Origin of the sequence: Brucella oryzae (assembly GCF_041929965.1) — a bacterium.
GTDB classification, from domain to species: Bacteria; Pseudomonadota; Alphaproteobacteria; order Rhizobiales; family Rhizobiaceae; genus Brucella; species Brucella oryzae.
Map to the genome: position 1 here is coordinate 162,370 of NZ_JBHEEO010000005.1, position 15,327 is coordinate 177,696.

The window sequence follows — 15,327 nt, forward strand, 5'->3', positions numbered from 1 at the left end:
GTATCTGTCACAGGGATTTGAGAAGAGGATAGGGCTTTATGCGGCAAGGATCGAAATACCGCCCGCTTTATGGTTTGCTGCTCTCGCTTCTAGCGGGAATTGCAATGCCGGCAAGCGGGGCTTTGGCCAAGGCGACAACCGATTCCGCACCGGCCCCTGTCCGCGCCGGTTCGTTTGCCGGGGCCTATCTTGCCGGACGTACTGCTGAATCCGACAATAATCTCGCCACCGCCGTCGATTTCTATCGTCAAGCCATGGCATTCGATCCGAATAACACGCAGATCAAGCAGGACCTGCTGCTGGTCTTGCTGACGGAAGGCCGCTTTAAGGACGCGCTGCCTCTGGCGGAAGAACTGAAGAACGTCCCGGAGATCGAGCGTTTTTCGCGCGTGGCGCTGGCCATCGACGCCATCGACCGCAAGCAATATCGCAAGGTCGGGCCGCTTCTGATGCTGTCGCTGCAATCCGATATGGATCGCCTTGCGACGGGCTTCATGAACGCGTGGGTGAAGGTCGGGCAGGGCAATCCCAAGCAGGCGCTTGCCGATATCCAGAAAATGCAGGGACCGGAATGGTATGGTCTGTTCCGCACCTACAATTCCGCGCTGATAGCTGATCTTGCCGGCCAGAAGCAGGAAGCGCGTGATTTCTATCAGCAGGCCATCGATGATCGGCCCGGCGGAAGTGCCGCTCCCGACACTTATGAACGCATCGTGATGGCTTATGCCTCCTTCAAGCTTCGTCAGGGTGACAAAGAAGGCGCGATCAAGACGCTGAATGATGCAGCCGAGCTTCTGAACGGCCGCATGACGATCACGGAAATGCGCGAAAAGATCGAAGCTGGCGAGAAATATGGCCGCTTGATCAAGACCGCGCAGGAAGGTGCTGCCGAAGCGCTCTATACGCTTGGCACAGCGATCAACCGCAGCGGCGCTGAGGCCTTTGCGAAGCTTTATCTGCAGATGTCGTTACCGCTGCGCCCGGACAATGACGCGACGCTTTATCAGCTAGGCGATATTTCCGCCAAGTTGCGCCAGTCGGAAAAGGCCATCGACTATTATGGCCGCGTGCCGGAGAAATCGCCTTATCGCCGCGATGCGGAAATGCAGCGTGCGCTCAATCTGGCGGAAAACAGCCAGTCTGCCGAAGCCGTCAAGCAGCTGAAGGTTCTGCTCGACCGCGACAAGACCGACATGCGCACCTATCTGGCGCTTGGCGGCGTCTATGCGCAGGACAAGAATTTTGCCGATGCGGCGAAGATTTATGATGCTGCGGTCGAACAGATCAAGTCGCCGGAACGCAAGGACTGGCCGGTCTTCTACCAGCGCGGCATTGCCTATGAACGCCTGAAGCAATGGGACAAGGCCGAACCGAATTTCCGCAAGGCGCTGGAGCTTTATCCGGATCAGCCGCAGGTGCTGAACTATCTGGGGTATTCATGGGTGGACCGAGGTGAAAATCTCGATGAAGCGCTGCGCATGATCAAGAAAGCGGTCGAGCTTCGCCCGCAGGACGGCTATATCGTCGACTCGCTGGGCTGGGCCTATTATATGCTGGGCCGCTATGATGAGGCGGTGGTCGAACTGGAAAAAGCGGTCAAGCTTCGTCCGGAAGACCCGACGATCAACGATCATATGGGCGATGCCTATTGGCGTGTGGGGCGCCTTCTGGAAGCGACGTTCCAGTGGAACCATGCCATTGCAGGCAAGCCCGAACCGGAAGATCTGGTCAAGATCGAGGAAAAGCTGAAGAAGGGCCTTCCCGATGTTCCAGGCCAATCATCGGTCAAGGCGGAAAAACCCGTCGACAACAAGCCTGCTGAGGATTGAGAGATTCTGCGCTACCGGTATGGTCAGCGCAGTTCTTCAAAGACCTGGGCCGGAGGCTGCGGCAGCTCCGATTTACGGGCCACAGTCCTCTTGCGCCTCGTTGCGGCTATTCGCTGTTGGGTGTCATCGCGGCGCAAATCATGGTCGGTCATGATCAGGATGCCTGCGTTGGCGCAAGCGTGAATGAATTTTACCCTTGCGTGGTGCTCTGCTGCGGCATTGTCCGGCCAGCTCAACAGACAGGACAATATCGCATCTTCCAGATCCGAATGGCCGAACAAGGGCCAATGCTGAAGCATAAACCACTCGGCATTATGGGTAGACCGTATACTGTATAATAAGTCATTCACTTTTATTGCTACAGGCGCGTTCCAGCTCATAATATAAACCTATTAGATATAAAATATAGAAAGCCATATAGCAAAAAATTGAGGAAAGTCAAACTAAGTGTACATGTAATAGTTAATTGATATATCTAATTTACTGTTTAGCGATAAAGAATATTGCTCTATTCCAGTAAACTCATGTATTTTTCTCTGCCGCCGACTGCATTATTTGTCCGCCGGAGCTTTCAGCGATCAAATGTCATGCTTGACCATGTGGGGCGGACAAATTAGACCGGGCCATCATTTCAATTACAAGGCCTGACCCCCGTGTCCAGTACGTTGCCCGCACATATGCATCCCACCCGTTCCTTTCAGGGTTTGATCCTGACGCTCCATAACTATTGGGCGGAGCGAGGTTGCGCCATTCTGCAGCCTTATGACATGGAAGTAGGCGCGGGTACGTTGCACCCGGCGACGACTTTGCGGGCGCTCGGACCGCGCCCGTGGAATGTGGCCTATGTTCAGCCATCGCGTCGCCCGAAGGATGGTCGCTATGGTGAAAACCCGAACCGTCTCCAGCACTATTACCAGTATCAGGTTCTTCTGAAGCCAAGCCCGCCCAATCTGCAGGAACTCTATCTCGGTTCGCTGAAGGCCATCGGCATCGATATGAACCTTCACGACGTGCGCTTTGTCGAGGATGATTGGGAAAACCCGACGACGGGTTCGTGGGGCCTTGGCTGGGAATGCTGGTGCGACGGCATGGAAGTGTCGCAGTTTACCTATTTCCAGCAGGTCTGCGGCATCGAATGCTCGCCGGTTTCCGGTGAACTGACCTATGGTCTTGAACGCCTCGCCATGTATGTGCAGGGTGTAGACAATGTCTATGAACTGAATTTCAACGGCCTCGAAGGCGACGAGAAGGTCACCTATGGCGATGTATTCCTGCAGGCGGAGCAGGAATATTCCCGCTACAATTTCGAAATTGCGAATACGGAGATGCTGCACCAGCACTTTATCGATGCCGAGCGTGAATGCGAAGCCATTCTGAAGGCTGGCGCTCCACAAGAGGCGGGGAGTGCCGAAGGCACGACAGGGAACGTCCATAAATGTGTCTTCCCGGCCTACGACCAGTGCATCAAGGCGTCCCACGTCTTCAATCTGATGGATGCGCGCGGCGTGATCTCGGTCACCGAGCGCCAGAGCTATATTCTACGCGTGCGCAATCTTGCGCGTCAGTGCGGCGAGGCATTCCTTTTGACGGATGCCGGTGGTTTCAATTTCAAGCGTGAGGCGCTGCCGTCCGACCGCAGCGAAGCGAGGACGGGCAATGATAAAAATGCGGAAGCCGGAGGCGCACGCTGATGCCTGATCTACTGCTCGAACTCTTTTCCGAGGAAATTCCAGCCCGCATGCAGCGCAAGGCCGCAGGCGATCTGAAAAAGATGATCACCGATGGTCTGGTTGATGCTGGCCTGACCTATGAAGCCGCAACCGCCTATTGGACGCCGCGTCGTCTGACGCTCGACATTCGTGGTCTGACAGTACGCTCCAAGGACGTTCATGAAGACATCAAGGGTCCGGCGGTTACTGCACCCGAACAGGCCATTCAGGGTTTTCTGCGCAAGGCTGGTCTCACCGATGTCACGCAGGCGCATGTGCATTCTGATCCGAAGAAGGGTGATTTCTATGTTGCCCATCTGACCAAGCCGGGCCGTGCTGCGGAAGAAATTGTCGCTGAACTGGTGCCTCAGACGATCCGCAATTTCCCGTGGCCGAAATCCATGCGCTGGGGCGCGGCTTCGGCCAAGCCGGGTGCATTACGCTGGGTGCGCCCGCTGCAGTCGATCCTCTGCACCTTCGGTCCCGAAACCGAGGAAACCGTGGTCATCGACTTCGATATCGATGGTATCAAGTCGGGCAATGTCACTTATGGCCATCGTTTCCTGAGCGACGGTCAGGCAATCAAGGTGCGCCGCTTCGAGGATTATGTCGAAAAACTTGAAAAGGCTTTCGTGGTTCTGGATGCAGAGCGCCGCAAGGAAATCATTTCGCAGGACGCGCATAATCTCGCCTTCGCTTCCGGCCTTGAACTGGTCGAAGACGATGGGCTTCTGGAAGAAGTATCCGGTCTGGTCGAATGGCCGGTCGTGCTGATGGGCGAGTTCGAGGAAGAGTTTCTGGCCATTCCGCCGGAAGTCATTCGTCTCACCATCCGCGCCAACCAGAAGTGTTTTGTCACCCGCAAGCAAGGCGATGCTTCGAGGCTGGCTTCGCCAGCTCCTCAGCATGAGGAGATACAAGCGCTTTCCAACAAGTTCATCCTTGTCTCCAATGTTGCGGCTCGCGATGGCGGCACGGAAATCGCTTACGGTAACGGCAAGGTGGTGCGCGCACGTCTGTCGGATGCGCTCTATTTCTGGCACACCGATCAGCATGACCTGCCCGACCTCGACAAGCTTGCCGCCTCGGCGGAAAAGTTCGGTCTTGACCTGAAAAAGCCGCTCGATCAGCGCATGGCGCGTCTGGATGCACTGAATGTGACCTTCCATGCCAAGCTTGGCACGCAAGGCGCTCGTGTTGAACGCATTCGCGAACTGGCTGCACAGATCGCACGGTTGGTCGGCGCCGATCCGAAGCTTGCCACCCGCGCAGCCGTTCTCGCCAAAGCCGATCTCCAGACCGAAGTTGTCGGAGAGTTCCCCGAGCTTCAGGGCGCAATGGGCCGCAAATATGCGTTGCTTCAAGGCGAAGACGAAGCCGTCGCCGCTGCAATCGAAGAACACTACAAGCCGCAAGGCCCGTCCGATGTCGTGCCGAAGAACCCGGTTTCGGTTGCCGTCGCGCTTGCTGACAAGCTCGATACGCTGGTCGGCTTCTGGGCAATTGACGAAAAGCCTACGGGGTCGAAGGACCCTTATGCGCTGCGCCGTGCAGCATTGGGCGTGATCCGTCTCCTGCTGTCGCAGGAGTGGAAATTCCCGCTGCTTCCGCTCTTCCGGTCGGCCTTTGCCGCGCTGAAAGAAGGTCAGGTCCAGCGCAAGCTACGCGAATTTGAAGCCAAGCTTGCTGCAGAAAACTCCGGTGATATCGACGGCGAACAGGATGTCGACAACGCATTGGCCAGCTATGAAAAGCAGGCTCGCGCCGAGGCGGAAGCATCGTCCGAGCCGCTGCTGGCTGATCTTTTGTCCTTCCTTCATGACCGCTTCAAGGTGCATCTGAAAGACGAAGGTGCACGCTACGACGCCATTGATGCCGTATTGACGCCGGAGGCCGACAATCTGCTGCTGGTCGCCCGCCGTCTGGAAGCGCTGATCGTCTTCATCAACGAGGAAGACGGCAAGAACCTTCTGGCAGGCACCAAGCGCGCTGCCAATATTCTCGCCGCCGAAGAAAAGAAGGGCACCAGGGTTGCTGACAGCGTAGACGCTTCCCTTCTCCGTGAAGCGGAAGAAAAGGCGCTGTTTGAAGCCGTCACTCTGGCTTCGAAGGATGCCGAGGAAGCGATCGCCCGCGAAGATTTCAACGGTGCGATGACGGCGCTTGCCAAGCTGCGCGGTCCCGTCGATACGTTCTTCGAAAAGGTGCTGGTCAATGACGAGGACGAGAATGTCCGCGCCAATCGTCTGGCTCTGCTCGACCTGATCCGTACAGCCACCGGCAAGGTGGCGGATTTCTCGAAAATCGCGGGCTGATAATCAGTCGAGTGCGTCTCCTGTTTCCCTCATCCTGAGGAGCTTCCCTGAGCTTGTCGAAGGGAGGCGTCTCGAAGGGCTGAGGGAAACGCACTGCGCTTGTCGCACTCTGCTATTTTGGCTTCTCGATCCTTCGAGACGGTCCTGCGGGCCTCCTCAGGATGAGGGCCCGCGACGGAGGCGCTATTTTATTTCAAGCTGGGTCTGAGGTCGAGAGAACCGAGGTCGGTTTCGTCCGATGCCACGGCCCAGGCATCGCCAACGACCCGCACCGGCTTGGCAGGGTCAAAATCCTCCGCTGGCGCAGCGGCGGGCTCAAGCAGGTCGTCGGGGACTGGCTGGCCCTGCATGCGCGCCATATAGGCGCGGGCGCGCTTGCGGCGGGCTTCGATTTCCTTCTGCGCCTTCGTCGCGGCGGCCTGCTTTTCAGCACAGGGGCCGCAGACCGGCAGTCCGTCGGCGCCGATCTCGTCATAGCCGATATAATCTATGGAGCCGACCTGATAATAGGCCGATGGCGTTCGCTCGCCCCCGTTTGCGGAAGCAATTGCGGGCAATCCGATAGCCGTCAGCGAAATAGCGATAAATCGCGATAACATTATTCACCTCATGCATGAATAATATCATCATGCCCTGAAAAACCTAACAAAACGCAATTTTCATGCGCAATCATGATCGTCTTGCCGTGATTGTGTCGGGATAGGGTTCGAGCTTGCTTGCACATCGCTTGCACCGGGGCTTGAGCTTGTGTAGGCAGAACGGGCTTAACCTTGGGACGCCCGTGCGGCGGAGAACCAGTGTCCGATATAGTCAACTTCGATGATGAGGCAGTCCTGCGCGCGGTGGAAGTGCTGCGGCGTGGCGGTCTCGTCGCCATTCCGACCGAAACGGTCTATGGCCTTGCCGCCGACGCTTCGAACGGCGAGGGCGTGGCCGGTATCTTCGCAGCCAAGGGGCGTCCTCAGTTTAACCCGCTGATTGCGCATGTGAGCGGCATTCCCATGGCTGAGCGCTATGTCACTTTCGACGACCTTTCGCGCAAGCTTGTCGAACTGTTCTGGCCCGGCCCGCTGACCATAGTGCTGCCGCTGAAGGCGCATCAAGATGCCGAGCGTCCCATTCATCCTCTTGTGTCCGCAGGGCTTTCGACCCTTGCCGTCCGTATGCCGCTTGGCCGCGTGCGCGATGTCATCACTGCGCTGGATAGCCCCGTCGCCGCACCGAGCGCCAATACGTCGGGCCGCATCAGCCCGACGAGCGCCGCAGCAGTAGCGGGCGATCTGGGCAGCAAGCTTGATCTGATCCTCGATGCCGGTCCGTGCGGTGTTGGGGTTGAATCCACCATCGTCAAGGTTGACGGCAATAAAGTGCATCTGCTGCGTCCGGGCGGGCTGGCTGCGGAAGAAATCGAGGCAGTCATCGGCGAGAAGCTCGTGCGAGCCGACCACATGTCGGCAATTCAGGCGCCGGGCATGATGGCGTCGCATTATGCGCCTGATGCGGCCATGCGGCTTGCCGTGCGCGATGTGAAGCCGGGCGAGGCGCTTCTCTCCTTCGGCCCGCACCGGGTTGCAGGGAGCGACCGGGCGGCGGTAGTTCTGAACCTCAGCGAGACAGGCGATCTCCGCGAAGCGGCGGCCAATCTGTTCGACTTCATGCGCAGGCTTGATGCAACGGGCGCTGCAACGATTGCCGTCGAACCCATCCCTTTTGAAGGTCTCGGAGAGGCCATCAACGACCGTTTGAAACGCGCGGCGGCCCCGCGCTGATCCTCCCTTTGAATTCAAGAGACAGACTATGCTGGATACCGCTCTGATCGAACGTTTCTCTGCCATCGTGGGCGAAAAGAATGCGCTCACCGCGCCGGAAGATATCGCCGCTTATCTCATCGAGCAGCGCGATCTCTATCACGGTCGCACACCTCTCGTCCTTCGCCCGGGTTCGACGGAAGAAGTCGCGGCCATCATGAAGCTTGCCAGCGAGACGAAAACGCCGGTGGTGCCGCAGGGTGGTAATACGGGCCTCGTCGGCGGCCAGCAGCCCGATGAAAGCGGTACGGCCATCATTCTGTCGCTTGGCCGTATGAACCGCATCCGCAATCTCGATACGGTCGGCAATCTGGTAACGCTCGAAGCGGGCGTCATCCTGAAGAACCTCCAGGAAGCAGCTGAAAAAGCCGGTCGTCTGTTTCCTCTGTCGCTGGGTGCCGAAGGTTCATGCCAGATTGGCGGCAACCTTGGCTCCAATGCTGGCGGCACGGCAGTGCTTGCCTATGGTAATATGCGCGAGCTTTGCCTTGGCCTTGAGGTCGTGCTGCCGACCGGCGAGATTCTCAACGATCTTCGCTATGTGAAGAAGGACAATACGGGTTACGACCTGAAAGACCTTTTTGTCGGCTCGGAAGGCACGCTTGGTGTCATCACGGCTGCGGTGCTGAAAATCTTCCCGCAGCCGAAAGGCAAGGGAGTGGCCTATGCGGGCCTGCGCAATCCAGAAGACGTGCTGCGTCTGTTCCAGCTTGCAACGGAACATGCAGGCCCATCGCTGACCGGCTTTGAATTGATGCCGCGCGTCGGCGTGGAATTTACCGTGCGCCATGTCGATGGCGTGCGCGATCCGCTCGAAAGCCCGCATGATTGGTATGTGTTAATCGATATTTCCTCTACCCGCTCGGAAGAGGATGCGCGCACGACGCTGGAAACGATCCTGACTGAAGCCTTTGAGAGCGACATTATTCAAGATGCGGCCATTGGTGAAAGCGTGGCGCAGGCACAGTCTTTCTGGAAGATGCGCGAGGAAATGTCCTGGGCGCAGAAGCCGGAAGGCGGTTCGATCAAGCATGACATCTCAGTGCCCGTCGCTTCCATCCCCGCCTTCATCCACGAAGCCAATGCCGCGACGCTGGAAATGATCCCCGGCGCACGCATCGTCTGCTTCGGCCATATCGGCGATGGCAATCTGCATTACAATGTTTCGCAGCCGGTCGGCGCCGACAAGGAAGCCTTCCTTGCACGCTGGCATGAACTGAACCATCGTATCCACACGATCGTCGCGAGCTATACGGGTTCGATTTCGGCTGAACATGGCATTGGTCAGCTCAAGCGGGAAGAACTGGCCTTCTTCAAGCAGGATATCGCGCTCGACCTGATGCGCCGCATCAAGTCGGCCTTCGATCCGGCAGGCATCATGAACCCCGGCAAGGTTCTGTAAAAGTATCACTATTTAATCGTGTAAGGCGGGCGGTATTAACCGCCCGTTTGTTTTAGTAAACGCTTCTTCAGAAGAATTTCCGAATTCTTACACCCGGTTGCAATCTGCTAACCAAAGGAAAAGGCAGGAAAAAGTTAACCCAACTCATTAAGCCCGTCGGTAATAAACCGCGCCTATTCTCCATCTCAACGAAGAGCAAAAAGCTCGACAAAGGGAAGTCGGAATAACCGGCTCCCAAAATAAAAAAGACAGAGAGACAGAGGCGTCGAAAATGATGAGCGAGGGACTGAAGCCCGACTGGGCAGGACGGGAATTGCGGCTCGATCCGTTTCACTTTCCGCAGGTTGTGAGCTATGCGACCCATGACGGGAGCAGCGACGTTACCTTCACCATCAACGAGCGCGGCGCGGTGATCCGGCAGGTTCTGCCTTCAAGTGGCCTGCCGATGTCGATCGCTCTCCCAGCCAACGCATTTGTCGGCGTTGCCGCCCGTGCAGTGGAAGATGAGTTCGGAGAAATCACGGTGACGCTGGAGCTGATGCATGAAGACCCGCAGCTTTCCGTTCCCCTGCTTGTTGCGCATGATCTGACCGACGTTGCCGCCGACTGGCGCGCCTGGGCCGCAAGCTTCAATCTGCCGATGATGCTGGTCGAGGAAGACGGCATCGCCCGTCCGCTTTACGAAAGCACAGGCGCAGTCCGCACCGGCCAGCCGCAGGCTCGTCGTCAGGGGCAGGAGCCACGCCGTCGCCGTCCGCGTTTTCTCGCTCGCCGCAAGACCGGTACGCTCGGCGTCCGCCTGGTAATCTCCGGCAAGGAAATCATTGCTCGAAATTGAATCGAAAGGGGTCGCCCGATAAAAGGCGACCCCTTCAAAAATTTTGGCTGACCTCCAAAAAGCCCCCGGATGTCTTGTTTTCAGAACGCATCCGGGCTTATTTTTTTTCGGCTGAGAAATGCCATGACGGCCTCCCGGGCTTCATCCGAGGTAAGCCGTTCAGCAAAATGTTTGGCCTCACGTGCAATACGTTCGGAAACTTTTTCAGCTGGCAGGCGCATCAGGGCGCGGGCGATCTGCATGGCCTGTGGTGGCTTGGCAGCGACTTCTTCGGCAGCCTTCATCACTACTGTTTCCAGCGTATCCTCGGCAACGATCTGATAGACGATACCGGCCTCCTGTGCGGCTTCCGCAGTAAATCCATGACCGAGCGCCAAAAGGGCGAATGCCTTCTGGTGTCCCATCAGTGGCGGCGCCAGCAGGCTGGAAGCTGCTTCCGGCACGAGGCCAAGATCGACGAACGGTGTGCGGAACAGAGCGCGCGACGTCGCAAATGTCAGGTCGCAATGCAGGTGGATGGTCGTGCCGATGCCGATGGCAAGGCCATCGACACCGGAAATGATCGGCTTCTTTGCGCTGGAAAGAGCACCCAGAAAATCCAGAATGTCGTTGCCGAGATCGCCGCCCGATGCCGCGACCATGAAATCCTGCATGTCGTTGCCGGAGGAAAAGGCACCCGGACTCCCAAGAAACACATGCACACGCACGGCGTCGTCGGCATCGCCGTCCTTGAGCGCCTTTGCCAAGGTGGCATACATAGCGCGGGTGATGGCGTTTTTCTTGTCCGCACGGTTGAAGCGGATGATCTGGATCGCGCCTTTGCGTTCGATCAGGATATGTTCGCTCATGCTCACGCCTCCAGCGCAGATTTGGCGGCGGCAAGGCTGGCGGCGCCGGTGATGACGGTGTCCTTCAGAGAGGATACTTCGGCGAGCATGTTTTCCGCGAAGAAGCGGCTCAGCACTGCGCGGCCGCTATCGTCGTCTACAAGTGCTGCACGCGCAAGATAGGCACCGCCGGAAACGAGCGACAAAAGCCGCTGATAAGGCGTGGCCCCGGCAAGCGCTGCTTCAAGCTGCCCTTCTGCAATCGCTTTCTGCAACCAGTCGGTCGCTTCGCGGGCCTCATTGATGGCCTTGGAAAGGCGAGCGCCAGTTTCGCCGAGTTCCGGACGATTGGATGCGGCGGCCTTGTCGGCGTCGTCCTGCAATTCTGCAAGGAAGCCCTTGATATGCTCACCATGCCCAAGCGGCAGCTTGCGCGCCACGAGGTCGATGGCCTGAATGCCGTTGGTGCCTTCGTAGATCGGGGTAATCCGGGCATCACGCAGCAATTGGGCGGCGCCGGTTTCCTCGATAAAGCCCATGCCGCCGTGAATCTGGATGCCGAGCGAAGCAACGTCCACGCCTGCATCGGTCGCGAAGCTTTTGGCAAGCGGTGTCAGCAAGCCGGCGCGATCCGACCAGAACTGCCGGTCTGCGTCATCCGTCGCGTGGCTCATATCAATGGCATGAGCGCAGGAATAGGTGATCGAACGGGCAATCTGCGTCAGCGCCTTCATGGTCAACAGCATGCGCTGCACGTCTGGATGTTCGATGATCGGGCTCATACCCTGCTTCGGATCTGCACCGACGGCGCGGCCCTGCTTGCGTTCCTTCGCATAGGCAAGAGCCTGCTGATAGGCGGCTTCGGCCACGCCGACACCCTGAATGCCGACAAGAAGACGAGCATTGTTCATCATGGTGAACATGCAGGCCAGTCCGCGATTTTCCTCGCCGATCAGGTAGCCGACAGCGCCCTGTTCCTCACCCTTCACGAAACCATCGCCATAAATCATGGTGCAGGTGGGGGAGGCATGAATGCCCATCTTGTGTTCGAGGCCGGAGCAGAACAGATCGTTCCTGCGGCCAAGCGAGCCATCATCATTGACAAGGAACTTCGGTACGAGGAAAAGCGAAATGCCTTTCGTGCCGGTCGGGGCATCCGGCAGGCGCGCCAGTACCAGATGCACGATATTGTCGGTCAGGTCATGCTCGCCATAGGTGATGAAAATCTTCTGGCCGAAGATGCGGTAGCTGCCGTCATCGGTGCGTTCCGCACGGGTGCGAAGTGCGCCGAGGTCTGAACCGGCCTGCGGTTCGGTTAGGTTCATCGTCCCCATCCATTCGCCGCTGATGAGCTTTTCGAGATAGATGTCCTTCAATTCCTTGGAGGCGTGCTTCTCGACCGCTTCGACGGCGCCCATGGTCAGCGTCGGCGCGATGGCGAAGGCAAGCGTACCGGAGTTCCACATTTCGCTTACTGCAACCGACATCATCGTGGGCAGGCCCTGTCCGCCATATTCCGGCGTGCCGGTCAGCGAGTTCCAGCCGCCTTCGATCCAGTCGCGGTAAAGCTCTTTCCAGCCCGGTGCCGTGGTGACGACACCGTCCTTGACGGTGGCACCATGCTTGTCGCCGGTGATACGCAAAGGCTCGACGCGCTCGGAGGCAAACTTGCCGGCTTCTTCCAGAATGGCAGCGGCAAGATCGGCGGAAAATTCGGGAAAGCGGTTGTCGTCGAGGGCTTTCTCCAGCCCCGCAACTTTCATCAGTGTATGGGAAATTTCAGAAACCGGCGCGCGATACATCTTTCCTCCAAATATGGTCCGATAGAGCGGTTCTGACCATTCCATCGAAATGGGAACCGCTCTAACCATTTATTTTCTGCGCATTTATGCGACACCAAATGTTTCATTTAGTTGCAAAATGCTCTGGCCTCTCCTCAGAAGCCATCCTGCATCGGCGCTGTTCGCATTCCGGCAGGCGCCAAATGGCTATCCGATATAAGAGCTATCGGCTTATTACGTAAACGTCAATGTTTTCGATGCACGTCATCATGATGAGATGTCGCGCGGCCATCCACAGGGAACAACCCTTCGTCGCAATGACGAAGGGTTCGCAGAATGAGAAGAATTTATGTCGTGGCAGTCAAGCCAACTGGCGAGATCAGGATTGCTTCTCACGCTCCACGGCGCGCCAGCCGATATCGGAGCGGTAAAAACCTTCCGACCAGTCGATGAACTTTACAGCTTCATAGGCTCGCGCCTGAGCTTCGGCGACCGTTTCGGCAATGGCGGTGATGTTGAGCACGCGGCCTCCGCTGGCAACGATGCTGCCGTTCTTCTCCGCCGTTCCAGCATGGAAAACCTTGACGCCATCGATGCCTTCGAGCTTGTCGAGATCGCGGATGACGCTGCCCTTCTTCACATTGGACGGATAGCCTTCCGCAGCCATCACCACCGTCAGCGCGGGCTGGTCTTTCCAATCGAGCGAGACTTCATCGAGCTTGCCGTCCACGGCGGCATTGATGAGCGCGAGCAGGTCGCTGTTGAGGCGCATCATCAGCACCTGGCATTCCGGATCACCGAAACGGGTATTGTATTCGATGAGCTTCGGGCCGTCCTTGCCGATCATCAGGCCGAGAAACAGGATACCGGAGAACGGCGCGCCGATTTCAGCCATGCCGCGCATGGTCGGTTCGATCAGTTCGCGCATGGTGCGTTCGACGATTTCCGGCGTCATCACCGGGGCCGGGGCATAGGCGCCCATGCCGCCTGTATTGGGGCCGGTGTCGCCGTCGCCGACACGCTTGTGATCTTGCGCCGAGCCGAGCGGCAAGGCGGTCTTGCCATCGCAGATGCAGAAGAAGCTTGCTTCTTCGCCATCCAGAAATTCTTCGACCACCACTTCGGCCCCCGCAGAACCGAATGCGCCCTCGAAACAGGCGTCTACGGCGTCGAGCGCTTCATCGAGCGTCATCGCAACAACCACGCCCTTGCCTGCGGCAAGCCCGTCGGCCTTGACGACGATGGGCGCACCCTGCTGTCGGATATAAGCCTTGGCCTTCGGCGCATTGTTGAAACGGCCATAAGCGCCCGTCGGAATATCGAAGCGCGCGCAGAGATCCTTGGTAAAACCCTTAGATCCTTCAAGCTGCGCTGCAGCCTTGGAGGGACCGAACACACGGATACCCTCTGCGCGCATTTCGTCGGAAAGGCCAGTTACAAGTGGCGCTTCCGGTCCAACGACGACGAGATCGATCTGCTTGTCCTTGGCGAAGGCGATCAGCGCCTGATGGTCATCGACACCGATGTCGACGAGTTCCGCGACCGTTGCAATGCCTGGATTGCCGGGAGCGCAATAGAGTCTTGTCAGTGACGGAGAAGCGGACAGTTTCCAGGCCAGAGCATGTTCACGACCGCCAGAACCGATTAAAAGAACTCTCATTGCTTGCTCCGTCTTCGTCGGGGTTATAGTGATGGCTGCATATATCAAGGATTTCGCCATGGCACAGCCCGAACTACACGGATCGATTCAGTCACGCAATGCGCAAGGGCGTGTAAAGGATGCTCCATCGGGCCATTGGGTCTATAAGCTGCTACCGCATTGGCTCTGGCCCTATGCGCAGCTTGCCCGCTGGGATCGTCCCATTGGCTGGCAGCTTCTGCTTTGGCCGTGCTGGTGGTCGGCTGCTCTCGTGGCAGGTGCGGGCGCCAAGCCGGGCGATGGCGCCTGGGCCGTCATGCCTTCGATCTGGCATCTTGTTCTGTTCCTGATCGGCGCCATCGCGATGCGCGGTTCCGGCTGCACTTATAACGATCTGGTCGATCAGGATATTGACGACAAGGTGGATCGCACGCGGTCAAGACCGTTGCCGTCGGGGCAGGTGACACGCGGTCAGGCCAAGATTTTTCTGGTTTTGCAGGCGCTGGTCGGCCTCGTCGTCGTGCTGCAGTTCAACTGGTTCTCCATCGGACTGGGCATTTTCTCGCTTCTGATCGTCGCCGCTTATCCTTTCATGAAGCGCATTACCAACTGGCCGCAATTCGTGCTTGGTCTTGCGTTCTCATGGGGCGCACTCATGGGCTGGGCTGCGGTGGAAGGCTCGCTCGCGCTTCCGCCGGTGCTCCTCTATATCGGCGCGATCCTGTGGACGATCGGCTACGACACGATCTATGCCCATCAGGATAAGGAAGACGATGCACTGGTGGGGGTGCGCTCGACGGCGCGCCTGTTCGGCAAACACACCAAGACGGCGCTGATGATCCTCTATGGCGGTGCTATTGGTTTCTTCGCGGCTGCTTTCGCCGTGGCACAGGTGCCGATGCCGGCACTGGCGGGATTGCTCGCGGCGGGCGTGCATCTCTATCGCCAGATCATCGTGCTCGATATCGACAATCCCGACCAATGCTTGCGGCTCTTCAAGTCGAACAATATTGTCGGCTGGCTGATCTTCCTGGGGCTTGTGTTCGGAAGCCTCTGGGTGGCGATCAAGCCGATTGTATAAGGAATGGATAGCCCCTCATGCTGAGGTGCAGGCGAAGCCTGCCTCGAAGCACGGGGCTATCTTAGAGTATCCTTCGACCCTCCGGCTGGCTCAGGATG

The 15,327-nt window shown here is 57.9% G+C and carries 11 protein-coding genes and 2 pseudogenes; 7 read left to right on the forward strand and 6 right to left on the reverse strand.

Annotated features, from left to right (window positions below; all coding sequences use genetic code 11):
• Positions 1–38 precede the first annotated feature (38 nt).
• A complete protein-coding gene (locus tag JNC70_RS07070; RefSeq protein ID WP_104756460.1) occupies positions 39–1,829 on the forward strand; it encodes a tetratricopeptide repeat protein in 1,791 nt (596 codons plus the stop codon).
• A gap of 23 nt (positions 1,830–1,852) precedes the next feature.
• Here the strand turns inward: JNC70_RS07070 and JNC70_RS07075 are convergent, their stop codons facing one another.
• Complete coding sequence (locus JNC70_RS07075; protein WP_104756459.1) at positions 1,853–2,209, reverse strand: DUF982 domain-containing protein; 357 nt, start codon at positions 2,207–2,209, stop codon at positions 1,853–1,855.
• A gap of 297 nt (positions 2,210–2,506) precedes the next feature.
• Here JNC70_RS07075 and JNC70_RS07080 point away from each other — a divergent pair.
• Positions 2,507–3,448, forward strand: a pseudogene (locus JNC70_RS07080) (glycine--tRNA ligase subunit alpha); the annotation flags it as partial.
• Between the two features lie 71 nt (positions 3,449–3,519).
• A complete protein-coding gene (gene glyS, locus JNC70_RS07085) occupies positions 3,520–5,853 on the forward strand; it encodes a glycine--tRNA ligase subunit beta (RefSeq protein ID WP_104756458.1) in 2,334 nt (777 codons plus the stop codon).
• Positions 5,854–6,041: 188 nt separating this feature from the next.
• Here glyS and JNC70_RS07090 read toward each other — a convergent pair whose 3' ends face one another.
• Entirely contained in the window at positions 6,042–6,452 is a 411-nt protein-coding gene (locus JNC70_RS07090; protein WP_104756457.1) for a hypothetical protein, read from the reverse strand.
• Between the two features lie 198 nt (positions 6,453–6,650).
• Here JNC70_RS07090 and JNC70_RS07095 point away from each other — a divergent pair, with 198 nt between their 5' ends.
• Entirely contained in the window at positions 6,651–7,622 is a 972-nt protein-coding gene (locus JNC70_RS07095; protein ID WP_104756456.1) for an L-threonylcarbamoyladenylate synthase, read from the forward strand.
• Between the two features lie 28 nt (positions 7,623–7,650).
• Positions 7,651–9,063: an FAD-binding oxidoreductase gene (locus JNC70_RS07100; protein ID WP_104756455.1), complete on the forward strand. Its 1,413-nt coding sequence runs from the start codon at positions 7,651–7,653 to the stop codon at positions 9,061–9,063.
• Positions 9,064–9,130: 67 nt separating this feature from the next.
• On the opposite strand, the pseudogene JNC70_RS07105 reads toward JNC70_RS07100, so the two are convergent.
• Positions 9,131–9,339, reverse strand: a pseudogene (locus tag JNC70_RS07105) (hypothetical protein).
• Here JNC70_RS07105 and JNC70_RS07110 point away from each other — a divergent pair.
• A complete protein-coding gene (locus JNC70_RS07110; RefSeq protein ID WP_104756454.1) occupies positions 9,335–9,901 on the forward strand; it encodes a DUF6101 family protein in 567 nt (188 codons plus the stop codon). The pseudogene JNC70_RS07105 and the gene JNC70_RS07110 overlap by 5 nt on opposite strands.
• Before the next feature lie 80 nt (positions 9,902–9,981).
• Here JNC70_RS07110 and JNC70_RS07115 read toward each other — a convergent pair whose 3' ends face one another.
• The 3 genes from JNC70_RS07115 to purD form a co-directional block, all read right to left on the reverse strand.
• A complete protein-coding gene (locus JNC70_RS07115; protein ID WP_104756453.1) occupies positions 9,982–10,749 on the reverse strand; it encodes a crotonase/enoyl-CoA hydratase family protein in 768 nt (255 codons plus the stop codon).
• A gap of 2 nt (positions 10,750–10,751) precedes the next feature.
• Entirely contained in the window at positions 10,752–12,530 is a 1,779-nt protein-coding gene (locus JNC70_RS07120) for an acyl-CoA dehydrogenase family protein (RefSeq protein ID WP_104756452.1), read from the reverse strand.
• Positions 12,531–12,888: 358 nt separating this feature from the next.
• Positions 12,889–14,169, reverse strand: coding sequence for a phosphoribosylamine--glycine ligase (gene purD / locus JNC70_RS07125; RefSeq protein ID WP_104756451.1), 1,281 nt, complete (start codon positions 14,167–14,169; stop codon positions 12,889–12,891).
• A 58-nt stretch (positions 14,170–14,227) separates the two neighbouring features.
• On the opposite strand from purD, the gene ubiA reads away from it, so the two are divergent.
• Complete coding sequence (gene ubiA, locus JNC70_RS07130) at positions 14,228–15,229, forward strand: 4-hydroxybenzoate octaprenyltransferase (protein ID WP_104756517.1); 1,002 nt, start codon at positions 14,228–14,230, stop codon at positions 15,227–15,229.
• The last annotated feature ends 98 nt before the right edge of the window (positions 15,230–15,327 follow it).

Bases quoted from the DNA above. Each gene is read 5' to 3' on its own strand.
- JNC70_RS07070 (WP_104756460.1), top strand. From the start codon at position 39: ATGCGGCAAGGATCGAAATACCGCCCGCTTTATGGTTTGCTGCTCTCG.
- JNC70_RS07075 (WP_104756459.1), bottom strand. From the start codon at position 2,209: ATGAGCTGGAACGCGCCTGTAGCAATAAAAGTGAATGACTTATTATAC.
- glyS (WP_104756458.1), top strand. From the start codon at position 3,520: ATGCCTGATCTACTGCTCGAACTCTTTTCCGAGGAAATTCCAGCCCGC.
- JNC70_RS07090 (WP_104756457.1), bottom strand. From the start codon at position 6,452: ATGTTATCGCGATTTATCGCTATTTCGCTGACGGCTATCGGATTGCCC.
- JNC70_RS07100 (WP_104756455.1), top strand. From the start codon at position 7,651: ATGCTGGATACCGCTCTGATCGAACGTTTCTCTGCCATCGTGGGCGAA.
- JNC70_RS07110 (WP_104756454.1), top strand. From the start codon at position 9,335: ATGATGAGCGAGGGACTGAAGCCCGACTGGGCAGGACGGGAATTGCGG.
- JNC70_RS07115 (WP_104756453.1), bottom strand. From the start codon at position 10,749: ATGAGCGAACATATCCTGATCGAACGCAAAGGCGCGATCCAGATCATC.
- JNC70_RS07120 (WP_104756452.1), bottom strand. From the start codon at position 12,530: ATGTATCGCGCGCCGGTTTCTGAAATTTCCCATACACTGATGAAAGTT.
- purD (WP_104756451.1), bottom strand. From the start codon at position 14,169: ATGAGAGTTCTTTTAATCGGTTCTGGCGGTCGTGAACATGCTCTGGCC.
- ubiA (WP_104756517.1), top strand. From the start codon at position 14,228: ATGGCACAGCCCGAACTACACGGATCGATTCAGTCACGCAATGCGCAA.